The organism is Deinococcus sp. KSM4-11 (assembly GCF_004801415.1).
Lineage (GTDB): Bacteria > Deinococcota > Deinococci > Deinococcales > Deinococcaceae > Deinococcus.
Genome location: NZ_SSNX01000002.1, coordinates 120597 through 137155, shown reverse-complemented (window position 1 = coordinate 137155; position 16559 = coordinate 120597). Strand labels below are relative to the sequence as shown.

Here is a 16559-nt window from a genome sequence, read left to right as displayed (position 1 = left end):
GCACCCATGCGAACGTCACCTGTCCTGACCGCCCTGCTCCTCGCCTCGACCGCCTCTGCCCACAGCGGGGCGCACACCTCTGGAGTGCTCGCCGGGCTGGAACATCCGCTGACCGGCACCGATCATCTGCTGGCGATGGTGGCGGTCGGTCTCCTGGCCGCTCCCTTCGGTCGGCGCGGCCTGTGGCTGCCCGCCGCGTTCATGGCGTGCATGCTGCTGGGCGCGCTGGCTGGCGTCCAGGGCGTGGCGCTGCCGTTCGCGGAACAGGGCATCGCCGTGAGCGTCGTGGTGCTGGGCCTGCTGCTCGCGTTCGCGGCGCGTCCGCCGTTGGGTGCCCTGGCCGTGCTCGTGGGCGTGATGGGCGCGTTCCATGGACACGCGCACGGCTCTGAACTTCCGGCGGATCTCAACGCGCTGGAATTCTTCGCGGGCTTCACGCTGAGCACCGCCGCGCTCCATGCCGCTGGCGTCAGTGCCGGTCGCCTGGGCCAGCACCTCTCCGCGCCGGTGCTGCGCTGGACCGGGATGGGCCTCGCCGTGGTGGGCGGCAGCCTGCTGCTGGGAGCATGACCCTGGCGATGGATCGGGACACGGCTGATGCTGATGCATGAGGCCTCCATTGCCCTGTCCTTGATCGAGGTGGCCTCTGAGGTGCTCGCCGAGCACAGTGGAGCGCGTGCCCGGTCATTGACCGTGCGGGTGGGAGCGTGGTCGAGCGTGGTACCGGAAGCCCTGCAGGCCGCGTTTCCCGCCTGCGCGCAGGGCACCCGGCTGGAGGGGGCGCGCCTGAAGGTCATCCGGGTACCCGGGGTGGGCGAGTGTCCGAACCATGGGCCGGTCACGCTGGACGTGACGCGCGGCCTGCGCTGTCCCCACTGTGACGCGCCCACGCCGAGGCTCGTGCAGGGCGACGAACTCGAACTCGATGAGCTGGAACTGGAGGGCACATGACGATCACACCGCCCCGGATCGTGAGCGTCCGGCAGAACATCCTGAAAGCGAACGACCATACCGCCGCCGAGAACCGCGCCACCTTCCAGGCCGCCGGCGTGCGCGCCATCAACCTCGCGAGCAGTCCCGGTGCGGGCAAGACGGCGCTGCTGGAACGGACCCTGCGCGACCTCGCGGGCGGCCTGCGCATGGGCGTGGCCGTGGGCGACCTCGCCACCGAGAACGACGCGGCGCGGCTGCGGCGGTGGGGCTCACCGGCCGAGCAGATCGTCACGGGCACCATCTGCCACCTGGACGCAGGCATGGTGCAGAGGGTGCTGCCACGCTTCGACCTGGGGGCGCTGGACGTGCTGTTCCTGGAGAACGTCGGCAACCTCGTGTGCCCCAGTTCCTACGACCTGGGCGAGGCTGCCCGCGCGGTGCTGATCAGCACCACCGAGGGCGAGGACAAGCCCCTGAAGTACCCGACCATGTTCAACACGGCCGATGTCGTGGTGATCACGAAGATGGATCTGGCGGACGCCGTGGACTTCGATCGGGAGCTGTGCCGTGAGAACATCGACCGGGCGCGGCCCGGTGTGCCGGTCATCGAACTCAGCAGCCGCAGCGGGGCCGGACTGGAGGCGTGGTTCGCGTTCGTGCGGGGCGGCACCCCTTGACGAACCTGTCCGGTCTGCGCCGCTCCATCCTGGCCACCCAGACCACGCCCCAGCGGCCGGAGGGCCGTCAGGTCGCCGTGTTCATGACGGCCGTGGACCGCCGCCGGGTGCGCCGCCGCCTGCACGCGCCGGACGGCGTGGAGGTGCGGCTGGCCCTGCCGACTGGAACGGTGCTCACGCCAGGCACCGTGCTGGCCGTGCAGGACGGCGTGAGCTACGTGGTGGAGGCCGCGCCCGAGGACGTGGCGGTCCTCCGCCCGCGCTCCATGACGGAGGCAGTCGCCGTGGCGCACGCCGTCGGGAACCTGCACCGGGACTTCATCCCGGCCGACGAGGCCGGCGTGTTCCTTGCCCTGTGGGACGCGCCGCTGGAACTGCTGCTCACGCGCCAGGGTGTGCCCTTCACGCGGGAGGAGCGGCCCTTCCACGGCCGTCCCGGCTGGGAGCATGAAGGATGAGCGCCCTGCTGCGTCTGCTGCACCTCGCCGACTCCGCCTTCCCGACGGGCGCGTACGCTTTCAGCGACGGCCTGGAGACCCTGACCCAGCGTGACGATCCGGGCGGCGCGGTCCGCTCCGCTGCCGACCTGACCGCGTTCCTGGCCGGGCAACTCACGCATGGCTGGGGGCAGCAGGACGTTCCTGCCTGCGCCCTGGCCTGGAACGCCGACGTCGACGCCCTGGCCGAGCTGGACGCGCTGCTCGACGACCTGAAACTGGTTGTTGGGCCGCGCGGCGCGAGCAAGCGCGTGGGCGCGAACCTGCGCCGGGCCGCCGCGCACGTCTGGCCGGAGGTGTTGGCCGCCGTACCATCCACCCGTCACCACGCCACCACCTTCGGCGCGCTCGCCTACGCGCTGCGAGTATCCCGCAGCGACGCGGTGACGGCCTTCGTGAGCAGCTGGCTGCTCGGCCGCGCCACCTCGGCCACCCGCCTGATGCGGCTGGGCGGCCTGGAAGCCCAGCGCTGCGCCTCTGCCTGTGAGCCTCAGGCAAGAACCTGCATTCACGGCGCGCTGAGCGCCACCACCGACGACCTGTGCACCTTCACGCCGCTCCTCGACCTCGCCGCCAGCGCGCAGCCCACGCTGGACGAGCGGCTGTTCCAGACCTGATGGAGCCAGACCTGATGGAGACCGTATGACCCTTCCCTCGACGCCCCTGCGGATCGGCGTGGGCGGCCCGGTGGGCAGCGGCAAGACGGCGCTACTCGAAGCGCTGTGCCGCGCCCTGCGTGACCGCTACGAACTGGCCGTGATCACCAACGACATCTATACCTTCGAGGATCAGCGGATCCTGACCCAGGCGGCCGCGCTGCCCGCCGGGCGTATCCGGGGCGTGCAGACCGGCGGCTGTCCACACACCGCGATCCGCGAGGACGCCTCCCTGAACCAGGAAGCGGCCGAGGCGCTGACCGCCGAGTATCCGGGCCTGGAACTGCTGTTCATCGAGTCCGGCGGCGACAACCTGGCGTCGAGCTTCTCACCGGAACTGGTGGACGCGTGGATCTTCGTGCTGGACGTGTCCGGCGGCGAGAAGGTGCCGCGCAAGGGTGGCCCCGGCATCCGTTCCAGCGACCTGCTGGTCATCAACAAGACCGATCTGGCCCCGCTGGTCGGCGCGAACCTGAGCGTCATGGACGCCGACGCGCGGGCCGGACGCACGGCCGGGAGTGAGCTGCGGCCCTACGTGTTCACGAACTTGAAGAGCGGCGACGGTCTGACCGATGTGATCGCGTGGATCGAACACGACCTGCTGTTCCGGGACGTGAACCCGCCCCGGATCGGCCTGCGCCCGGAGCCGGTCTGAGCACCCTGCTGGCCCGCACCCGCACCGGCGTCCTGCACCTGCACTTCGGTGAGCGTCGCGGCCAGACCGTCCTGCTGCGCGACACCCAGAAAGCGCCCTTGATGGTCATCCGGCCCTTTACGCTGCCGTGCGGCACGCTGATGGTCTTTATCGTGAATCCCACGGGCGGCCTGCTGGGTGGCGATCACAGCGAGGTCCGCGTGACCGTGGACGGCGGCGCACGGGTGCTGATCCTCACGCAGTCCGCCACGCGCGTGCAGCCCTCACCGGATGGGCAGGCCGCCACGCAGGACATTCAGTTCAAAGTGGCGGCCGGTGGACGGCTGGAGTACCACCCGGAACGGACGATCCCCTTCGCTGGAAGTGCCTACAGGCAGATGCTGCGCGCCGAGCTGGACGACGGCGCGCAGTTCGGACTGACCGAGACGCTCGCCAGCGGCCGGGTGCAGGCCGGGGAGCGGCTGGCGTTCGCGTCGTTCGAGAGCCGGGTGCAGGTGATGGTCGCGGGGCGGCGCGTCTTCCTGGATCGGCAGCGCCTTGTTCCCGGCGAGGTCACGCGGGCGCCGGGCGTGTGGGGCGACCTCGATTACCAGGCGTCTGGGGTGTTCGTCGGCGCGGGTGTGGTGGCCGACTGGCCTGCGGTGCCGGGACAGCTGGCCACCGGCTTCACTGCGGGCGGCGCGGTGTGGCTGCGGGGGGCGGCGGCGCGCGGCCCCCAGCTCGACCGGGCCGTAGTAGAGGCGCGGGACGCGCTGCGGCGACAGCTGTGGAACGCGCCTCCCCTCCAGATCCGGCGCTGAGTTCCGGTTACGGCCGGCCCGTCGGCTTCAGAGGCGGCTCAGGGCCTCGACCACCGGCAGGCGGGCCGCGCTGCGCGCAGGAATCAGGGCGGCGAGCAGGCCCAGGCCCAGGCTCACGCCCAGCGCCACCAGCGCCAGCGCAGGGGTGAGGGACGCCGCATCGATGCCCGCAAGGTCCTGCGTGTACGCGTTCACGCCCGCGTTGCCGGCCACACCGACCAGCAGGCCAGCCGCGCCGGCCGCGAGGGAGAGCAGCGCGGACTCGGTGAGCACCAGCGCCCGCACGAACGCGGGGCGGGCGCCGATGGCGCGCAGCGTGCCGAATTCCCGCACCCGCTCGAACACGCCCATCGCGACCGTGTTCGCCACGGCCAGCCCGCCCACGATCAGCGCCACGACGGAGATGCCGATGCGGGCGGCGTCCGTCACGCGCAGCGCCCGGTTGATGACCGCGAGCACGTCCCCGCGCGTCTGTCCCTCCAGCTTCAGCGTGTGGGCGAGCGTCGCGGCGACCGGCGCGGCCCGGCCCGGATTGCGCAGGGTCACGGCCACCAGCGACACCTGACCTGGCGCGCCAGACAGCCGTTGCAGGGTGCGAAGGGGCAGGAAGGTGAAGGTGTCGTTCAGGCCGTGGCCGCCCTCCAGAATGCCCACGACACGGACGGCCGTGCCCAGCACGTCCACCGTGCCGCCCACCCTCGCCCCGGCATTGCGCGCCGCACTCTGGCCCAGCACGGCGACCGGCTGCCCCTCGTCGGCGGCGGCCAGCACCCGGCCCTGTGCGGCCTGCAGGCCCTCGAACAGGGCGCCGATGCCCTGCGCTGCGGGCAGCCCGTAGTACACGGCACTCTGCGTGGGATCGAGGGCCTGTTTGAGGAGCGTCACGACCGGCGTCACCTGCGTGGCCCCCAGTGGAGTGGCCGCCGCACGCACCCGCGCCACGACGCTCTCGGGCAGGTTCGGTGGGGGCAGCAGGCCGCTCTGGGCGCCGTCCAGCGTCAGTTGCACGTCCGGCCCCACACTGCGGAACTGTCCGGTGAAGACCTGCCGGATGCCCTCGCCCAGCGACAGGAACACCACCATGCCTGCCACCGCCACGCTCAGGCCCAGTGTGGTCAGCAGGGTACGCACCGGGCGGCGGGTTAGGCCGCGCCATGCCAGGATCAGGAGGTCGCCGGAAGTCACGCCCCATAGCCTAGGGTGCGGGACGTGAGGGCGGGCACCACCACTCCTGAACGTCCCGCTATGCTCGGCGGGTGAAGCGTCCTCCTCCGGCGGTCATGGCGCGTCTGATCCTCACGCTGGGGGCAGCGGCGCTGGTGGGCCACGTGACCGGCTGGCGTCGGCCGTTCGTGGCGGTGATTCTGCACGCCGGCCTGATGCGCTGGGCGGTGGACGCCCTGCCCGCGGTGCATCCGGAGCTGGCGCACCGCGCGTTCCGCGTGCGTCCCTGGGAGGCTGTGGTGTACCGCCGCCTAGGCGCGTATCGGTACATGCGGCTGCTGCGCCTGCTCGGCTGGGAACGGTTCCGGAAGCAGGCCGTGGGCTTCACCGGCCGCAGATCGGCGCTGGCCCGCCTGGAACGTGCGACCCGTGAGGCCGAGACGAACCATGCCCTGCTCGGTAGCCTGGGCCTGGTGCTGGCGGGCCTGGCTGCCCGGCGCCGCTGGTGGGACGCCGCGCTGTGGCAGGTGATCCTGAGCGCTGGCCTCCACGCCTATCCGATCATGCTGCAGCGCACCCTGCGGGCCCGGCTGAACCGGGGTCAGCTGCGCCGCTGAATCAGGCCCTCGACCAGGGACGCCGCTTCGCATGGGGCGTCGTGGCTGTGCAGCGCCGCCTGGAGGATTTCGGCCCGCGCGCGGAAGTGGGGTTCGCCCAGCAGCCGCTGCACGCCATTCCTGATCTGCGCGGGCGTGGGCGTGCGGGTACCCAGGCGCACGCCCACGCCCGCGACCTGCACGCGGCGGCCGACCTCCAGCTTGTCCTCGGTGGTGCCTGCCGACAGGATGGGTAGACCATGGGCGAGGGCCAGTTGCACGCCACCGTACCCGCCATTCGTGACGTACACGCTGGCGTGGGGCAGCAACCGGTCAAAGGGCAGGAATGGTGCGGTGCGGGCGTTGTCCGGCACCCGGCCCAGCGCGGCCACGTTGCGCACGCCGGCCACCACGACCAGCACGGGCGCCTCCTCCAGGGCGTGCAGGGCCGGGAGGATCAGGTCGCGGGGATCGGTGGCCAGGGTGCCCTGCGTGACCACCACCACGGGCCGTTCGCTGGTCACCACGTCCGGCCACCAGTCCGGCAGCGCCACATCCGGCGGTGCTGGTGGTGTCAATGCCCCGATGAAGTGCAGCTGCGGGGGGCGGTCGCTCACGGAGTACTCGAACTCCGGGACGCTGGCCTGCAGCATCAGGCTGGGCGGGGTGGGCGGGCCGAAGGGGCGCGCGGGCAGGCCCAGCGTGCGGCATACGGCGCGCAGGTCGCGTTCGGCCGCGCCGAACACCAGCCGCTGCGTGAGCGCGTGCAGCGCGGCGTTGCGCGCCCGGCCCAGCGGCCCGCGCGTGGGTGGCAGGCCCAGCCCGAAGGGCGCGGTGTCGCGGCTGCGGATGCCGAGCGGCAGCACGCCCAGCAGCGCGCAGGGCGGCCCGCCCAGTTCCTCCAGCAGCAGCGCGGCGCTGAGCGTCTGCTCCGCCAGCGTCACGTCCCACGGCCACGCCCGCCACAGGGCCTGGAGATCGCGCAGCTGCGCCTCGATCTGTCCGACGAAGATGTGCTGCACGTCGAACTGCACCTGTCGCAGGCCGCTCAGCGCGTCCCGGCCTGGAAAGGCCGCGCCGAAGTCCCGGTCATCGAAATCCCGCGCGAGCGTGAACGGCTCGAAGGCGGCCCCACACTGCTCCACCCGGGCGGCGTACTTGCGCCCGGTGTACCAGCGCAGCTCATGCCCTCGCCCGGCGAGTTCCTGCGCGACCGGCAGCAGCGGCAGCAGGTGCCCCGCGATGGGCTGTGACGCGATCAGGATGCGGGCCATGCCCGCCAGCGTAGCGCGGGGACTAGCCCGGCCAGACCGTGTCGTGGTTCTTCGACGGAAGCTCGCCCAGGTCGTGCTTCGTGCACAGGCGGCGCAGATCGCGCACCCGTGACGGCGCGGCCGGATCGCTTGACGAGTTGCTGCCCCGCCAGCTCATCAGGACGCCCAGGCCCGGCGCCTCCAGGAGCGAATACCGGGCCGTGACCCTCAGCCACCAGTCCCAGTCCCAGTAGTGGCCCACCTGCTCGTCGAACAGACCCAGCTCGGCATGCAGCGCGGCCGGATAGGCCACGCCGGACACCAGCAGGGTATTGTCCCGGCGCAGCGAGTCGGCCGTCGTGGGCGGGTTGAACGGTCGGCGCCGGCGTTCCGTCCACCCGGTCGGTGTGACGTCCTCCTCGACCAGCCAGCCGGCGCGGTGGGCCAGCGCTTTCTGGTGGCCGAGCGTGTCCTGCATCGTGGCGAGGTGGTGGTCGTCCTCCCAGCGGTCATCGTCGTCGAGCAGGTGAATCAGGCGGCCCCGCGCCAGCCGCAGGCCGGTGTTGCGGGCGGCGACCTGCCCCGTGCCAGTGTTGGGCACGGCGCGGATGCGCCCATCCTCCAGGGTGGCCGCGGCCCGGATCCCGCTGCCGTCGCCGTCGTCGATCACCAGCACTTCCCAGTCGGGCAGGGACTGGGCCTGGACGCTGGCCAGCGTCCGCAGCAGCAGGTCCGGCCGCAGGTGGGTGGGGGTGACGATGCTGAATGTGGGACGGGCAGGATCGGACATCACGTCCTATCCTGCCCGCGCGGGCTAAGCAGCGCAACAGCCGCTGCGACGACCGTTCAGAACGGCGAGTTCGGGAAGTAGTAGTCCTTGGCGTTCGCGGGTGTGACCAGTACCGACGGAATCAGGGTGGTGGCCTTCATCGGCGTGCCCTTCACGCGGCTTTCCACGGTCAGGCGGATCGCGTCGGCGATCATGCTGGGCGGGTAGGTCACGTCCACCGGCATCAGCTTGTCGCCGTCCATGACCTTCTTGATGGCCTCCTTCATGCCGGCGCCGCCGAGCACCAGTTTCACGTCCGTGCGCTTGGCCTGCTCCAGGGCCTTGATCACTCCGACCGCCATGTCGTCGTCACTGGCCCATACGGCGTCGATCTTCGGGAAGCGCGTCAGGTAGTCCTGCATGACCTTGAAGGCGTCGTCGCGGTTCCAGTTGCCGAATTTGGCGTCCAGGATCTTGATGCTGGGGCTCTTCGCCACGGCCGCCTTGAAGGCGTCGACCCGCTGGTTGTCGATCACGGTGGGGATGCCGCGCAGCACGACCACGTTCGCGCCTCCTGAGCCGAACTGCTTCACGAAGTACTCGCCCGCCACCCGGCCGAAGGCCGTGTTGTCGCCGGCCACGTAGGCGTCCTGCGCCTTCGGGTCGGTCAGGCCGCGATCCACCACGGTCACGAACACGCCCTTGGCCTTCAGCGCCGCGACCGGACGGGTCAGCGGAGCACTCTCCTGCGGCAGGATTACCAGGGCATTGATCTTGTTCACGGTCAGCAGATCCTGGATCTGGTTGGCCTGCTCGTTGCTGTCCTTGGCCGTCTTCACGATGATCTGCACGTTCGGGTACATCTTCTCCAGCATGGCCTTGGCCTGGTTCGCGTGGTACACGACGCCCGCCGTCCAGCCGTGGTCTGCGGAGGGAATCGACACCCCGATGATCTGTTTGGCCTGCGCGAGGGCAGGGGAAGCGGCGAGGAACAAAGACAGGGCGGTCAGGCGGGTCAGGTGTGTCATGGCGGGTCTCCTGGCAGGGCGGGAACGGAGGGTGGACGGTGCAGCCGACGGCATGCTCAGGTCATGGAACTCCCTTCAGCGGCGGCCACGCTGGAAGAACGCGACGCCGATGATGACGAAGCCGGTGACGGCCGCGTTCAGGTACACGGAGATGATGTTGGTGAGGTTCAGGACGTTCTCGATGGTCACCAGCAGGATAGCGCCCACCACCGTGCCCCAGATGCGCCCGGAGCCCCCCTTCAGGGCGGTGCCGCCGATGATGACGGCCGCGATGGCTTCCAGCTCCCACAGCAGACCGGTGGACGGTGTGGCGCTGCCCAGGCGGGGCACGTACAGGATGGTGGCGAGGCCCACACACACGCCCAGCAGCACATAGGTCAGGATCTTGATGCCGGTGACGTCGATGGCCGCGTAGCGCGCGACCTGTTCACTGCTGCCGATGGCCTGCACGTACCGCCCGTAGCGCGTGCGGTTCAGGATCAGCCCGCCCAGCAGCGCCACCGCCGTGAACACCAGGATCGGAATGGGGATGCCCAGGACGGAGCCGTAGTACACCGGGCCGTAGCGGTCGCCCACGCCCTGGTCGAGCGAGATCGCGCCGCCCTGCGCGAGGTACGTGAGCACCGCGCGGTAGATACCCAGCGTGCCGAGGGTGACGATGAAGGGCTCGATCCGCCCGCGCGTGATCACCGTGCCATGGAACAGGCCGGCGAGCGCTCCGATGGCGAGCGCGGCGAGCATCCCCAGCGCGATGGTGAGTACGCCTGGACCCAGGGTGGTGCTCAGGGCGTTCATGATCAGGATCATCGAGCCCGCGATCAGGGCCGCCATCGAGCCCACCGACAGGTCGATGCCGCCGGAGATGATCACGAAGGTCATGCCGACCGCGATGATCCCGCTGAAGGCCGCGCGCGTCAGCACGTTCGAGAGGTTCGCCACCGTCAGGAAATCGTGGTTGAGCAGGGTGGCCACGACCATCAGCGCCAGCAGGCCCAGCAGCGGCCCGAGCGACGCGACGCGGGTCAGGACGGCGCGTGCCGGCGCGGCGGCCGGGGCCGGCCCCGACGGCACGGCGCGCGGGTCAGGCTGAGACACGGGTCTCCCGGCCGCGCAGCCCCGTCGCGTACTGGATGACGTCCTGCTCGCTCAGGCCGCCCGTGTCCAGGTCGCCAACCACATGGCCCTCGTGCATGACCAGCAGGCGGTGGCACAGGCCCAGCAGTTCGGGCAGCTCGGAACTGATCACGACCACGCCCTTGCCCTGCCGGGCCAGGTTGCCCACCAGCGCGTAGATCTCCTGCTTGGCGCCCACGTCCACGCCCCGCGTCGGTTCGTCCAGGATGACCACCTCCGGCTGCACCTCCAGGATCTTGGCCAGCGCCAGCTTCTGCTGGTTGCCGCCCGACAGGCTGCTTGCTGGTACGTCCAGCCGCCCGGTGCGGATGCCGAAGGTCTGCGCGGCGCGGCGCAGTGCGCCCTCCTCGGCGCGCGTGTCCAGCAGGGGTCTGGCGTAGTGCTCGAGGGTCATCAGGGTCAGGTTTGGCCGCAGCTGGAAGTCTACGTGCAGGCCCTTGCCCTTGCGATCCTCACTCAGGTACACCACCCCCGCCCGCGCCGCGTCTGCCGGGGAGCGCAGATGCACCGAGCGGCCCCGCACCAGGACGTTCCGCACCCGGTGCGGTCGCAGGCCCAGGAGGCCCTCGATGCTCTCGGTCCGCCCGGCCCCGACCAGGCCGGCGAACCCCAGGATCTCGCCCCGCCGCAGCGTGAATGACATGTCCTGGGCCCAGCCGGGGACGTCGAGCCCCTCCACGCGCAGCAGCTCCTCGGCGCCGGGCGGCTGCCGGGCCGGGTACATGTCCTCCAGATCCCGGCCCACCATGGCGTTGGCCATCTGCGCGGTGCTCAGGTCGGCGGTGTCGCTGGTGCTGACCACCTGACCGTCGCGCAGCACCGTGACCCGGTCGGTCACCAGCTTCACCTCGTCGAGCTTGTGGCTGATATAGAGGATCGTGACCCCGGTGTCACGCAGTCTGCGCATCAGGGCAAACAGCGTGTCCGTCTCGTGGGGGGTCAGCGCGGCCGTGGGCTCGTCCATGATCAGCACCCGTGCCCGGCGGGAGAGCGCCCGCGCGATCTCGACGAGCTGTTTCATGGGCACCGCCAGGTGCCGCACCCGCGTGTCCGGATCGAGGCTGACTTCCAGTCGCCCGAGCACGTCCAGTGCGCCCCGCCGCATGGCCGCGTCGTCCAGCAGCGCGCCTCCCAGCTCGTGGCCCAGGTAGATGTTCTGAGCGACCGTGAGGTCTTCCGCGAGATTGAATTCCTGGTGGATCAGGACGACGCCCTGCGCCTCAGCGTCGCGGCTGCTGCGAAAGGCCATCGGCTCGCCGTCGAGCACAACAGTGCCGTGCGTGGGAGCATGGTAGCCGCCCAGCACTTTCATCAGGGTGCTCTTCCCGGCACCATTCTCGCCCAGCAGCGCGTGAATGGTGCCGCCAGCCACGCCGAAGGTCACGTCGTGAAGCACCTCGATTTCCCCGAAGGTCTTGGAGATACCCTCGAAGCGGACAGCCACTCCGGCGGGCGCGTGCTCAGTCATGACAGCTGCGGAACCAGCGGCAGATCATGGACTCGGTTTGGTCCTGGGCATTCATGGGAAGACACTCCTCGTCCAGCGGTGGCGGTGTCCTCAATCTAGGAGCCGGGCCGGAGCCGGTCAAGTCGGGATGCGCGGCAACACATCACGGTTCAGGCGGCACCACAGCGCGGCGCCTGAGCTTTGGAAGGCCCCGGCCGTTACCGCCACTCCGCCCTCCGATTTCAGGGGCGTGGATTCGGTTCGCCGCGATCCTCACCCGAGGGACTGGTCAGAATCTCATACAGTTCACGAATGTAGGCGGCGCGCGCACGGGCCCACTCCTCACCGTGTTTGCCCCCATGGTCGAGCGCACCAATGCTGGACAGGTCGGAGGCGATTTCGAGGGCCCTCGTCTGGAAGTCACTGCTGCTCAGGCTCACCTTCTCAGTCATGCGTCCACCGTAGCAAGTTGAACCCGGCCGCACGGTCGGACGCAAGTGACTTAAAGGTTTCATCATTATTCTAATAATAAGCATGGAAGCTGTGCTGGACGGCACATTCGTGGAGTGGAGCCGGTGTGGCCAGATGGCAGGAGCAGCGGAACTGAAGCGGCATTTCATGAGCTGTAACGCGGCTGAACCCACCATTTCCTTAGGGTCTATTTACCGGGGGTTCAGCCAGGATTCCGGACGATCTCATGGTCGACCGTGGATCTTCGTCGCCGGTTCAGGAGTACCAGGGATCACATGCCATATCCCAGGTCTGGAGGAGCGGGGGCTCGGCCAGTACAGGGTTCAGCAGGAAGGGAGAGGAGCGGAGGGAATGCGCATTGCACTGCTGTGTGAAGGCACGTATCCCCACATGCAAGGTGGGGTCAGCGTGTGGTGTGAACAGTTGATCGCCGGATTGCCGGAGCACGCCTTCGACGTCTACGCCATTACCGGTATGCCGATGGATGCACGTGCCCTGAACCTTCCCGCGAACGTCACGTCGGTCGTCAACGTGCCCCTCTGGGCCGACCAGCCGGCGGCGCCCCGGGGATGGGTACGTTCCACCGACCTGCACGAGGGCTACGGACAGCTGCTGTACAGCCTGTTCATGGCCTCGAACCGGCCCGGGATGTTTCTTAGCGCCCTGCGGCGCCTGTTCGAGTACGCCCAGCGCGGCTCGCTGTCACGTGGCCTGGACACCGGGAAGAAAGCGGCCCAGCTGTTCGAGATGTGGCGGGTCTCGGCCGGTGACCGAACCACAGACGCCAAACGCGCCGACGGTCTGCTCCTGAAACCCACGCTGGCGGACGCACTCCAGGCGCACGTCTGGCTGGAACACTTCCTGAGGCCGCTGTCGTGTCGCCCGCCCGTCGCGTCGGTCTGCCACGCCACGTCCGGCGGTCTGAGTCCGCTCGTGGCGTTCGCCAGCAAGTGGCGGCACGGCACGCCCTTCGTCCTGACTGAACACGGGGTGTACCTGCGCGAACGCTACCTGGAGTTGCGGTACAGCGGGCACACACCGGCGTTCAAATCCTTCCTGCTGCGCTTCTACCAGCAACTCAGCGCGGCCTCGTACGAGATGGCCGACCTGATCACCCCCGGCTCGCACTTCAACGAGCGGTGGGAAGTCATCCAGGGCGCGCAGGCAGACCGCATCCGCGCGGTCTACAACGGCGTCAACCCGGACTTCTTCCCGCCGGCCGTGACCGAGCCGTCCGACCCGACCATCAGCTGGGTGGGGCGGGTCGATCCGCTGAAGGATCTCGAGACGTTGATCCGCGCCTTCGGCGAGGTGCACACGCACATGCCGAACGCCAAACTCAGGATGTTCGGCAGCACGCCCCGGGGCAACGAGGGCTACGCCCGCCACTGCCAGAACCTCATCGACCAGTTCGGCCTGAGCGCCCAGGCGACCTTCGAGGGCCGGGTCGAGGACGTCGTGGACGCCTACCACGCCGGGCACCTGGTGGCCCTGACGAGCATTTCCGAAGGCTTTCCCTACACCCTCATCGAGGCCATGGCCGTCGGCCGCGCCACGGTGTCCACGGACGTCGGTGGCGTGACCGAGGCGGTGGGCGATACCGGCCTGGTCGTGCCCTCCCGCGATCCCGGCGCCGTCGCGCAGGCCAGTCTGCGGCTCCTGGGTGACGCTCGCCTGCGCACGGATCTCGGACGGGCGGCGCGCAACCGGGTGCTGAGCGAATTCACCCTCGACAGTTTCCTGAGCGTGTACCGCCGCATCTACCCGCTGGTGGCGCAGGCGGGCACCTCCTTGGTCGGTCACGCTGGTGTGCGCGGTGCCCTGCTGGACGGCACGCCAGGCCAACCCCTGGTCGGAGCCCTGGGATGACCGGCGTGACCGCTGGCCCGGAACGGCGTTCCCTGGAGCCGCTCGCCCAACTGTCGCGCCAGATCGATTCGGCCTGTGTGGGGGCCGTGCAGCCGCTGGAACTGGCCGCCATCCTGGAAGCCGAAGGGCTGACGGACAAGGTGGTCCGCGAACGGTACGGACAGGACAGCGTGTTCGAATGCGCCCAACTGCTGTACGCCATGGTGCCGCACCGCGCCAGCCCAAAGCCCTTCGTGGTGCCCGGCCCGCAGAGCCCCTCGTGGCAGAACCTGCTGCGCGGCGTGATCTACCTGCTGCCGGCCCTCTGGACGCCGCACGCCCTGGCCGTGTCGGGCGGCGTGTACGAGGGAGCGGGTCTGGGTCTGCTCGTCGCCACGCTGTTCGGCTGGGGCTGGATGCAGGGCATGGCCTACCTCGGGTACGTCGTGCTCAGCTCGAACCAGGTGGAAGCCCATCGCCGCCTGCGCGCGGTGGGCCTCGGTGCGGCCGCATTCAGCGTGCTGGTGGCCGCCGCGCTCGCGACGGCCGTGCACCAGGATGTTCCGCAGGTCATGCTGGCCACGGCGGGCATTTCGCTGTATCTGGCCGCCGCCACGACCCTGTTGGTGCTGGGGCGCGAGGCCGCCCTGTTGCTGTCCGCCCTGCCGGCCCTGGCGTGGATGGCCGCGCAACTCCGCTGGCCCGGCCTGGTGCCGGGTGGCCCGACCAGCCTGCTGTTCATCGCGGTGGCCGTCCCGGCCGGGTTCGCGGCCCTGCCACCGCGTGCCGAACCGCGCCACGCAGGACGGCTGCCGGGCCTGTCCTGGCGCGCCGCCACCCCGCACATGCTGTACGGCTGGCTGTGCGCCGCGTGCATGTCCCTGGTGCTCCTCGATCCCTTCCACACGCGTCCGGCTGGGGAACTGCTCGGGGCGTCGTGGAGTGTCGCCCCACTGATCCTCAGCCTGGGCCTGATGGAACTGCAACTCCGGCACCTGCACGCGGGTCTGCGGCGCCAGTCGCGCCTGATGTCCTCGCTGCGCCGGATCGTGTGGCGTGCGGCCGGCGAGGTGGGCCTGCGCTGCTCGCAGTACGTGCTGGTACTCGGCGCGGCCTACGCGGTGGTCGGCTGGCTGGTGCCGCGCCTCGGCATGACGGCCCTGCCGGCACCGCTGCTGCTCGGGCATGTCCTGATGGGTCTGGCGCTGATGTTCAGCGGCCTGCTGATCAACTTCGCCCAGCTGCGCTGGGTGCTGGGGGTCTGGGGAGTGGCGCTGGGCACCCAGCTGACGCAGCTCCTGCACGGTCAGGACGCCACCCAGGCCTACGCTCTCGGCGCGGGTGTTGCCTCCGTCCTTCTGTTCTTCCTCAGCGCCCTGGCCGTCCGGGATGTCCGGCACCTGGGCTGATCGCCGAGCGTCCATTCGTCACATTCATCGGGGCCAGTGTGGATCGGCCCGTCCAGACCACCGTTCACAACCAGTTCAGGGCAGCTCGGGGGAGCTGCCGCAGGGGAGAGGAGGAGTGCATGAAACCACTGGTCGCAGTCACAGGCGCAGAGGGATTTATCGGGTCACATCTGGTCGAGGCCCTGGTTCGGGCCGGCTTCCGGGTTCGGGCCATGGTGCTGTACAACTCGTTCGGTTCGTGGGGCTGGCTGGAACACCTGCCGCCGGACATCATGGCCGACGTCGAGGTCATCCTGGGCGACGTGCGCGATCCACTGTCCGTGCGCGAATGCCTGCGGGACGCGGAGGTCGTGTACCACCTGGCGGCCCTGATTGCCATTCCGTACTCCTACCAGGCGCCACATTCCTACGTGCAGACGAACGTGATCGGCACCCTGAACGTGCTGGAGGCCGTCCGTGACCTGGGCACGCCGCGCCTGATCCACACGTCGACCAGTGAGGTGTACGGCACGGCCCGGCAGGTGCCCATCCAGGAAACGCACCCCCTGCAGGCCCAGTCGCCGTACGCGGCGTCGAAAGTGGGGGCCGACAAGCTCGTGGAGAGCTACCACCTGAGTTTCGGCCTGCCCGTCGTGACGCTGCGGCCCTTCAACACCTTTGGACCCAGACAATCGGCGCGCGCCGTGATCCCCACGGTCATCTCGCAGATCGCCGCGCGCCAGGACGTGATCAAGGTCGGTTCCCTGAAACCCACGCGGGACTTCAACTACGTCGCGGATACGGCGCAGTCCTTCCTGGCGGTGGGCACCGCCCCGGCACCGAAGGTGCTGGGCCGCACCCTGAACACCGGCACCGGCGTCGAGGTGTCGGTGGGCGCGCTGGTCGAGGCGATCGCGGACGTCATGGGCGCGCGGGTCGAAGTGCAGCAGGAGGCCGCGCGGATGCGCCCGGACGCCTCCGAGGTGATGCGACTGATCAGCGACAGCAGCGAACTGCGGCAGCTGACCGGCTGGCAGCCCGCCTACACGCTACACACCGGCCTGGAACGCACGAGCGAGTGGTTCCTGAACCCGGCGAACCTGGCCCACTATCGCCCCGGCCAGTACGCCATCTGAGCCGACAGCCACACGCTGTGACTGCGGCTCATAGGGGTCCGTATGGGGCCGCACCGCTCCAAATTCAATCCGCTCGATGTCCGTCCACCGCCGCACCGACCATCACG

At 69.8% G+C, this 16559-nt stretch carries 18 protein-coding genes; 11 read left to right on the top strand and 7 right to left on the bottom strand.

Annotation, left to right across the window (positions count from 1 at the left end):
• Window positions 1-6: 6 nt before the first annotated feature.
• From E7T09_RS07800 to E7T09_RS07770, 7 genes are read left to right on the top strand one after another with little or no spacing between them, the layout of a single operon-like run.
• A complete protein-coding gene (locus tag E7T09_RS07800) occupies window positions 7-570 on the top strand; it encodes a HupE/UreJ family protein (RefSeq protein ID WP_136388627.1) in 564 nt (187 codons plus the stop codon).
• A 27-nt stretch (window positions 571-597) separates the two neighbouring features.
• A complete protein-coding gene (locus E7T09_RS07795) occupies window positions 598-951 on the top strand; it encodes a hydrogenase maturation nickel metallochaperone HypA (RefSeq protein ID WP_240741681.1) in 354 nt (117 codons plus the stop codon).
• The gene (gene hypB / locus E7T09_RS07790) at window positions 948-1610 is read left to right on the top strand and encodes a hydrogenase nickel incorporation protein HypB (protein ID WP_136388625.1); all 663 of its coding nucleotides are present in this window, start codon (window positions 948-950) and stop codon (window positions 1608-1610) included. The genes E7T09_RS07795 and hypB overlap by 4 nt, the downstream gene beginning before the upstream one ends.
• Entirely contained in the window at window positions 1607-2068 is a 462-nt protein-coding gene (locus E7T09_RS07785; protein WP_136388624.1) for an urease accessory protein UreE, read from the top strand. The genes hypB and E7T09_RS07785 overlap by 4 nt, the downstream gene beginning before the upstream one ends.
• Complete coding sequence (locus E7T09_RS07780; RefSeq protein WP_136388623.1) at window positions 2065-2724, top strand: urease accessory protein UreF; 660 nt, start codon at window positions 2065-2067, stop codon at window positions 2722-2724. Before E7T09_RS07785 ends, E7T09_RS07780 begins: the two co-directional genes overlap by 4 nt.
• 25 nt (window positions 2725-2749) lie before the next feature.
• Window positions 2750-3418 (top strand): urease accessory protein UreG, encoded by a 669-nt coding sequence (gene ureG, locus E7T09_RS07775; RefSeq protein ID WP_136388622.1) that lies wholly within the window; start codon window positions 2750-2752, stop codon window positions 3416-3418.
• The gene (locus E7T09_RS07770) at window positions 3346-4218 is read left to right on the top strand and encodes an urease accessory protein UreD (RefSeq protein WP_240741680.1); all 873 of its coding nucleotides are present in this window, start codon (window positions 3346-3348) and stop codon (window positions 4216-4218) included. The genes ureG and E7T09_RS07770 overlap by 73 nt, the downstream gene beginning before the upstream one ends.
• Before the next feature lie 27 nt (window positions 4219-4245).
• Here E7T09_RS07770 and E7T09_RS07765 read toward each other — a convergent pair whose 3' ends face one another.
• A complete protein-coding gene (locus E7T09_RS07765; RefSeq protein WP_136388621.1) occupies window positions 4246-5403 on the bottom strand; it encodes an ABC transporter permease in 1158 nt (385 codons plus the stop codon).
• 71 nt (window positions 5404-5474) lie between these two features.
• On the opposite strand from E7T09_RS07765, the gene E7T09_RS07760 reads away from it, so the two are divergent.
• On the top strand, window positions 5475-5999 hold the full coding sequence (locus E7T09_RS07760; protein WP_136388620.1) for a hypothetical protein: 525 nt from the start codon (window positions 5475-5477) through the stop codon (window positions 5997-5999).
• Here E7T09_RS07760 and E7T09_RS07755 read toward each other — a convergent pair.
• The 6 genes from E7T09_RS07755 to E7T09_RS07730 form a co-directional block, all read right to left on the bottom strand.
• Window positions 5984-7252: a glycosyltransferase gene (locus E7T09_RS07755; protein ID WP_136388619.1), complete on the bottom strand. Its 1269-nt coding sequence runs from the start codon at window positions 7250-7252 to the stop codon at window positions 5984-5986. The two genes, E7T09_RS07760 and E7T09_RS07755, sit on opposite strands and share 16 nt — an antisense overlap.
• 22 nt (window positions 7253-7274) lie before the next feature.
• The gene (locus E7T09_RS07750; RefSeq protein WP_136388618.1) at window positions 7275-8021 is read right to left on the bottom strand and encodes a glycosyltransferase family 2 protein; all 747 of its coding nucleotides are present in this window, start codon (window positions 8019-8021) and stop codon (window positions 7275-7277) included.
• Window positions 8022-8077: 56 nt separating this feature from the next.
• The gene (locus E7T09_RS07745; RefSeq protein ID WP_136388617.1) at window positions 8078-9028 is read right to left on the bottom strand and encodes an ABC transporter substrate-binding protein; all 951 of its coding nucleotides are present in this window, start codon (window positions 9026-9028) and stop codon (window positions 8078-8080) included.
• A gap of 75 nt (window positions 9029-9103) precedes the next feature.
• Window positions 9104-10123, bottom strand: coding sequence for an ABC transporter permease (locus tag E7T09_RS07740; protein WP_240741679.1), 1020 nt, complete (start codon window positions 10121-10123; stop codon window positions 9104-9106).
• Window positions 10110-11630 (bottom strand): sugar ABC transporter ATP-binding protein, encoded by a 1521-nt coding sequence (locus E7T09_RS07735; protein ID WP_136388616.1) that lies wholly within the window; start codon window positions 11628-11630, stop codon window positions 10110-10112. Before E7T09_RS07735 ends, E7T09_RS07740 begins: the two co-directional genes overlap by 14 nt.
• Before the next feature lie 221 nt (window positions 11631-11851).
• The gene (locus E7T09_RS07730) at window positions 11852-12061 is read right to left on the bottom strand and encodes a hypothetical protein (RefSeq protein ID WP_136388615.1); all 210 of its coding nucleotides are present in this window, start codon (window positions 12059-12061) and stop codon (window positions 11852-11854) included.
• Window positions 12062-12431: 370 nt separating this feature from the next.
• Between E7T09_RS07730 and pelF the strand changes: the two genes are divergently transcribed.
• The 3 genes from pelF to E7T09_RS07715 all read left to right on the top strand — a co-directional run bounded on the left by pelF (window position 12432) and on the right by E7T09_RS07715 (window position 16452).
• Window positions 12432-13949 (top strand): GT4 family glycosyltransferase PelF, encoded by a 1518-nt coding sequence (gene pelF, locus E7T09_RS07725; RefSeq protein ID WP_136388614.1) that lies wholly within the window; start codon window positions 12432-12434, stop codon window positions 13947-13949.
• Window positions 13946-15337 carry a hypothetical protein gene (locus E7T09_RS07720; RefSeq protein ID WP_136388613.1) on the top strand — a complete coding sequence of 464 codons (1392 nt, stop codon included), beginning with the start codon at window positions 13946-13948 and terminating at the stop codon, window positions 15335-15337. The genes pelF and E7T09_RS07720 overlap by 4 nt, the downstream gene beginning before the upstream one ends.
• A 119-nt stretch (window positions 15338-15456) precedes the next feature.
• Window positions 15457-16452, top strand: coding sequence for a GDP-mannose 4,6-dehydratase (locus E7T09_RS07715; protein ID WP_136388612.1), 996 nt, complete (start codon window positions 15457-15459; stop codon window positions 16450-16452).
• Window positions 16453-16559 lie beyond the last annotated feature (107 nt).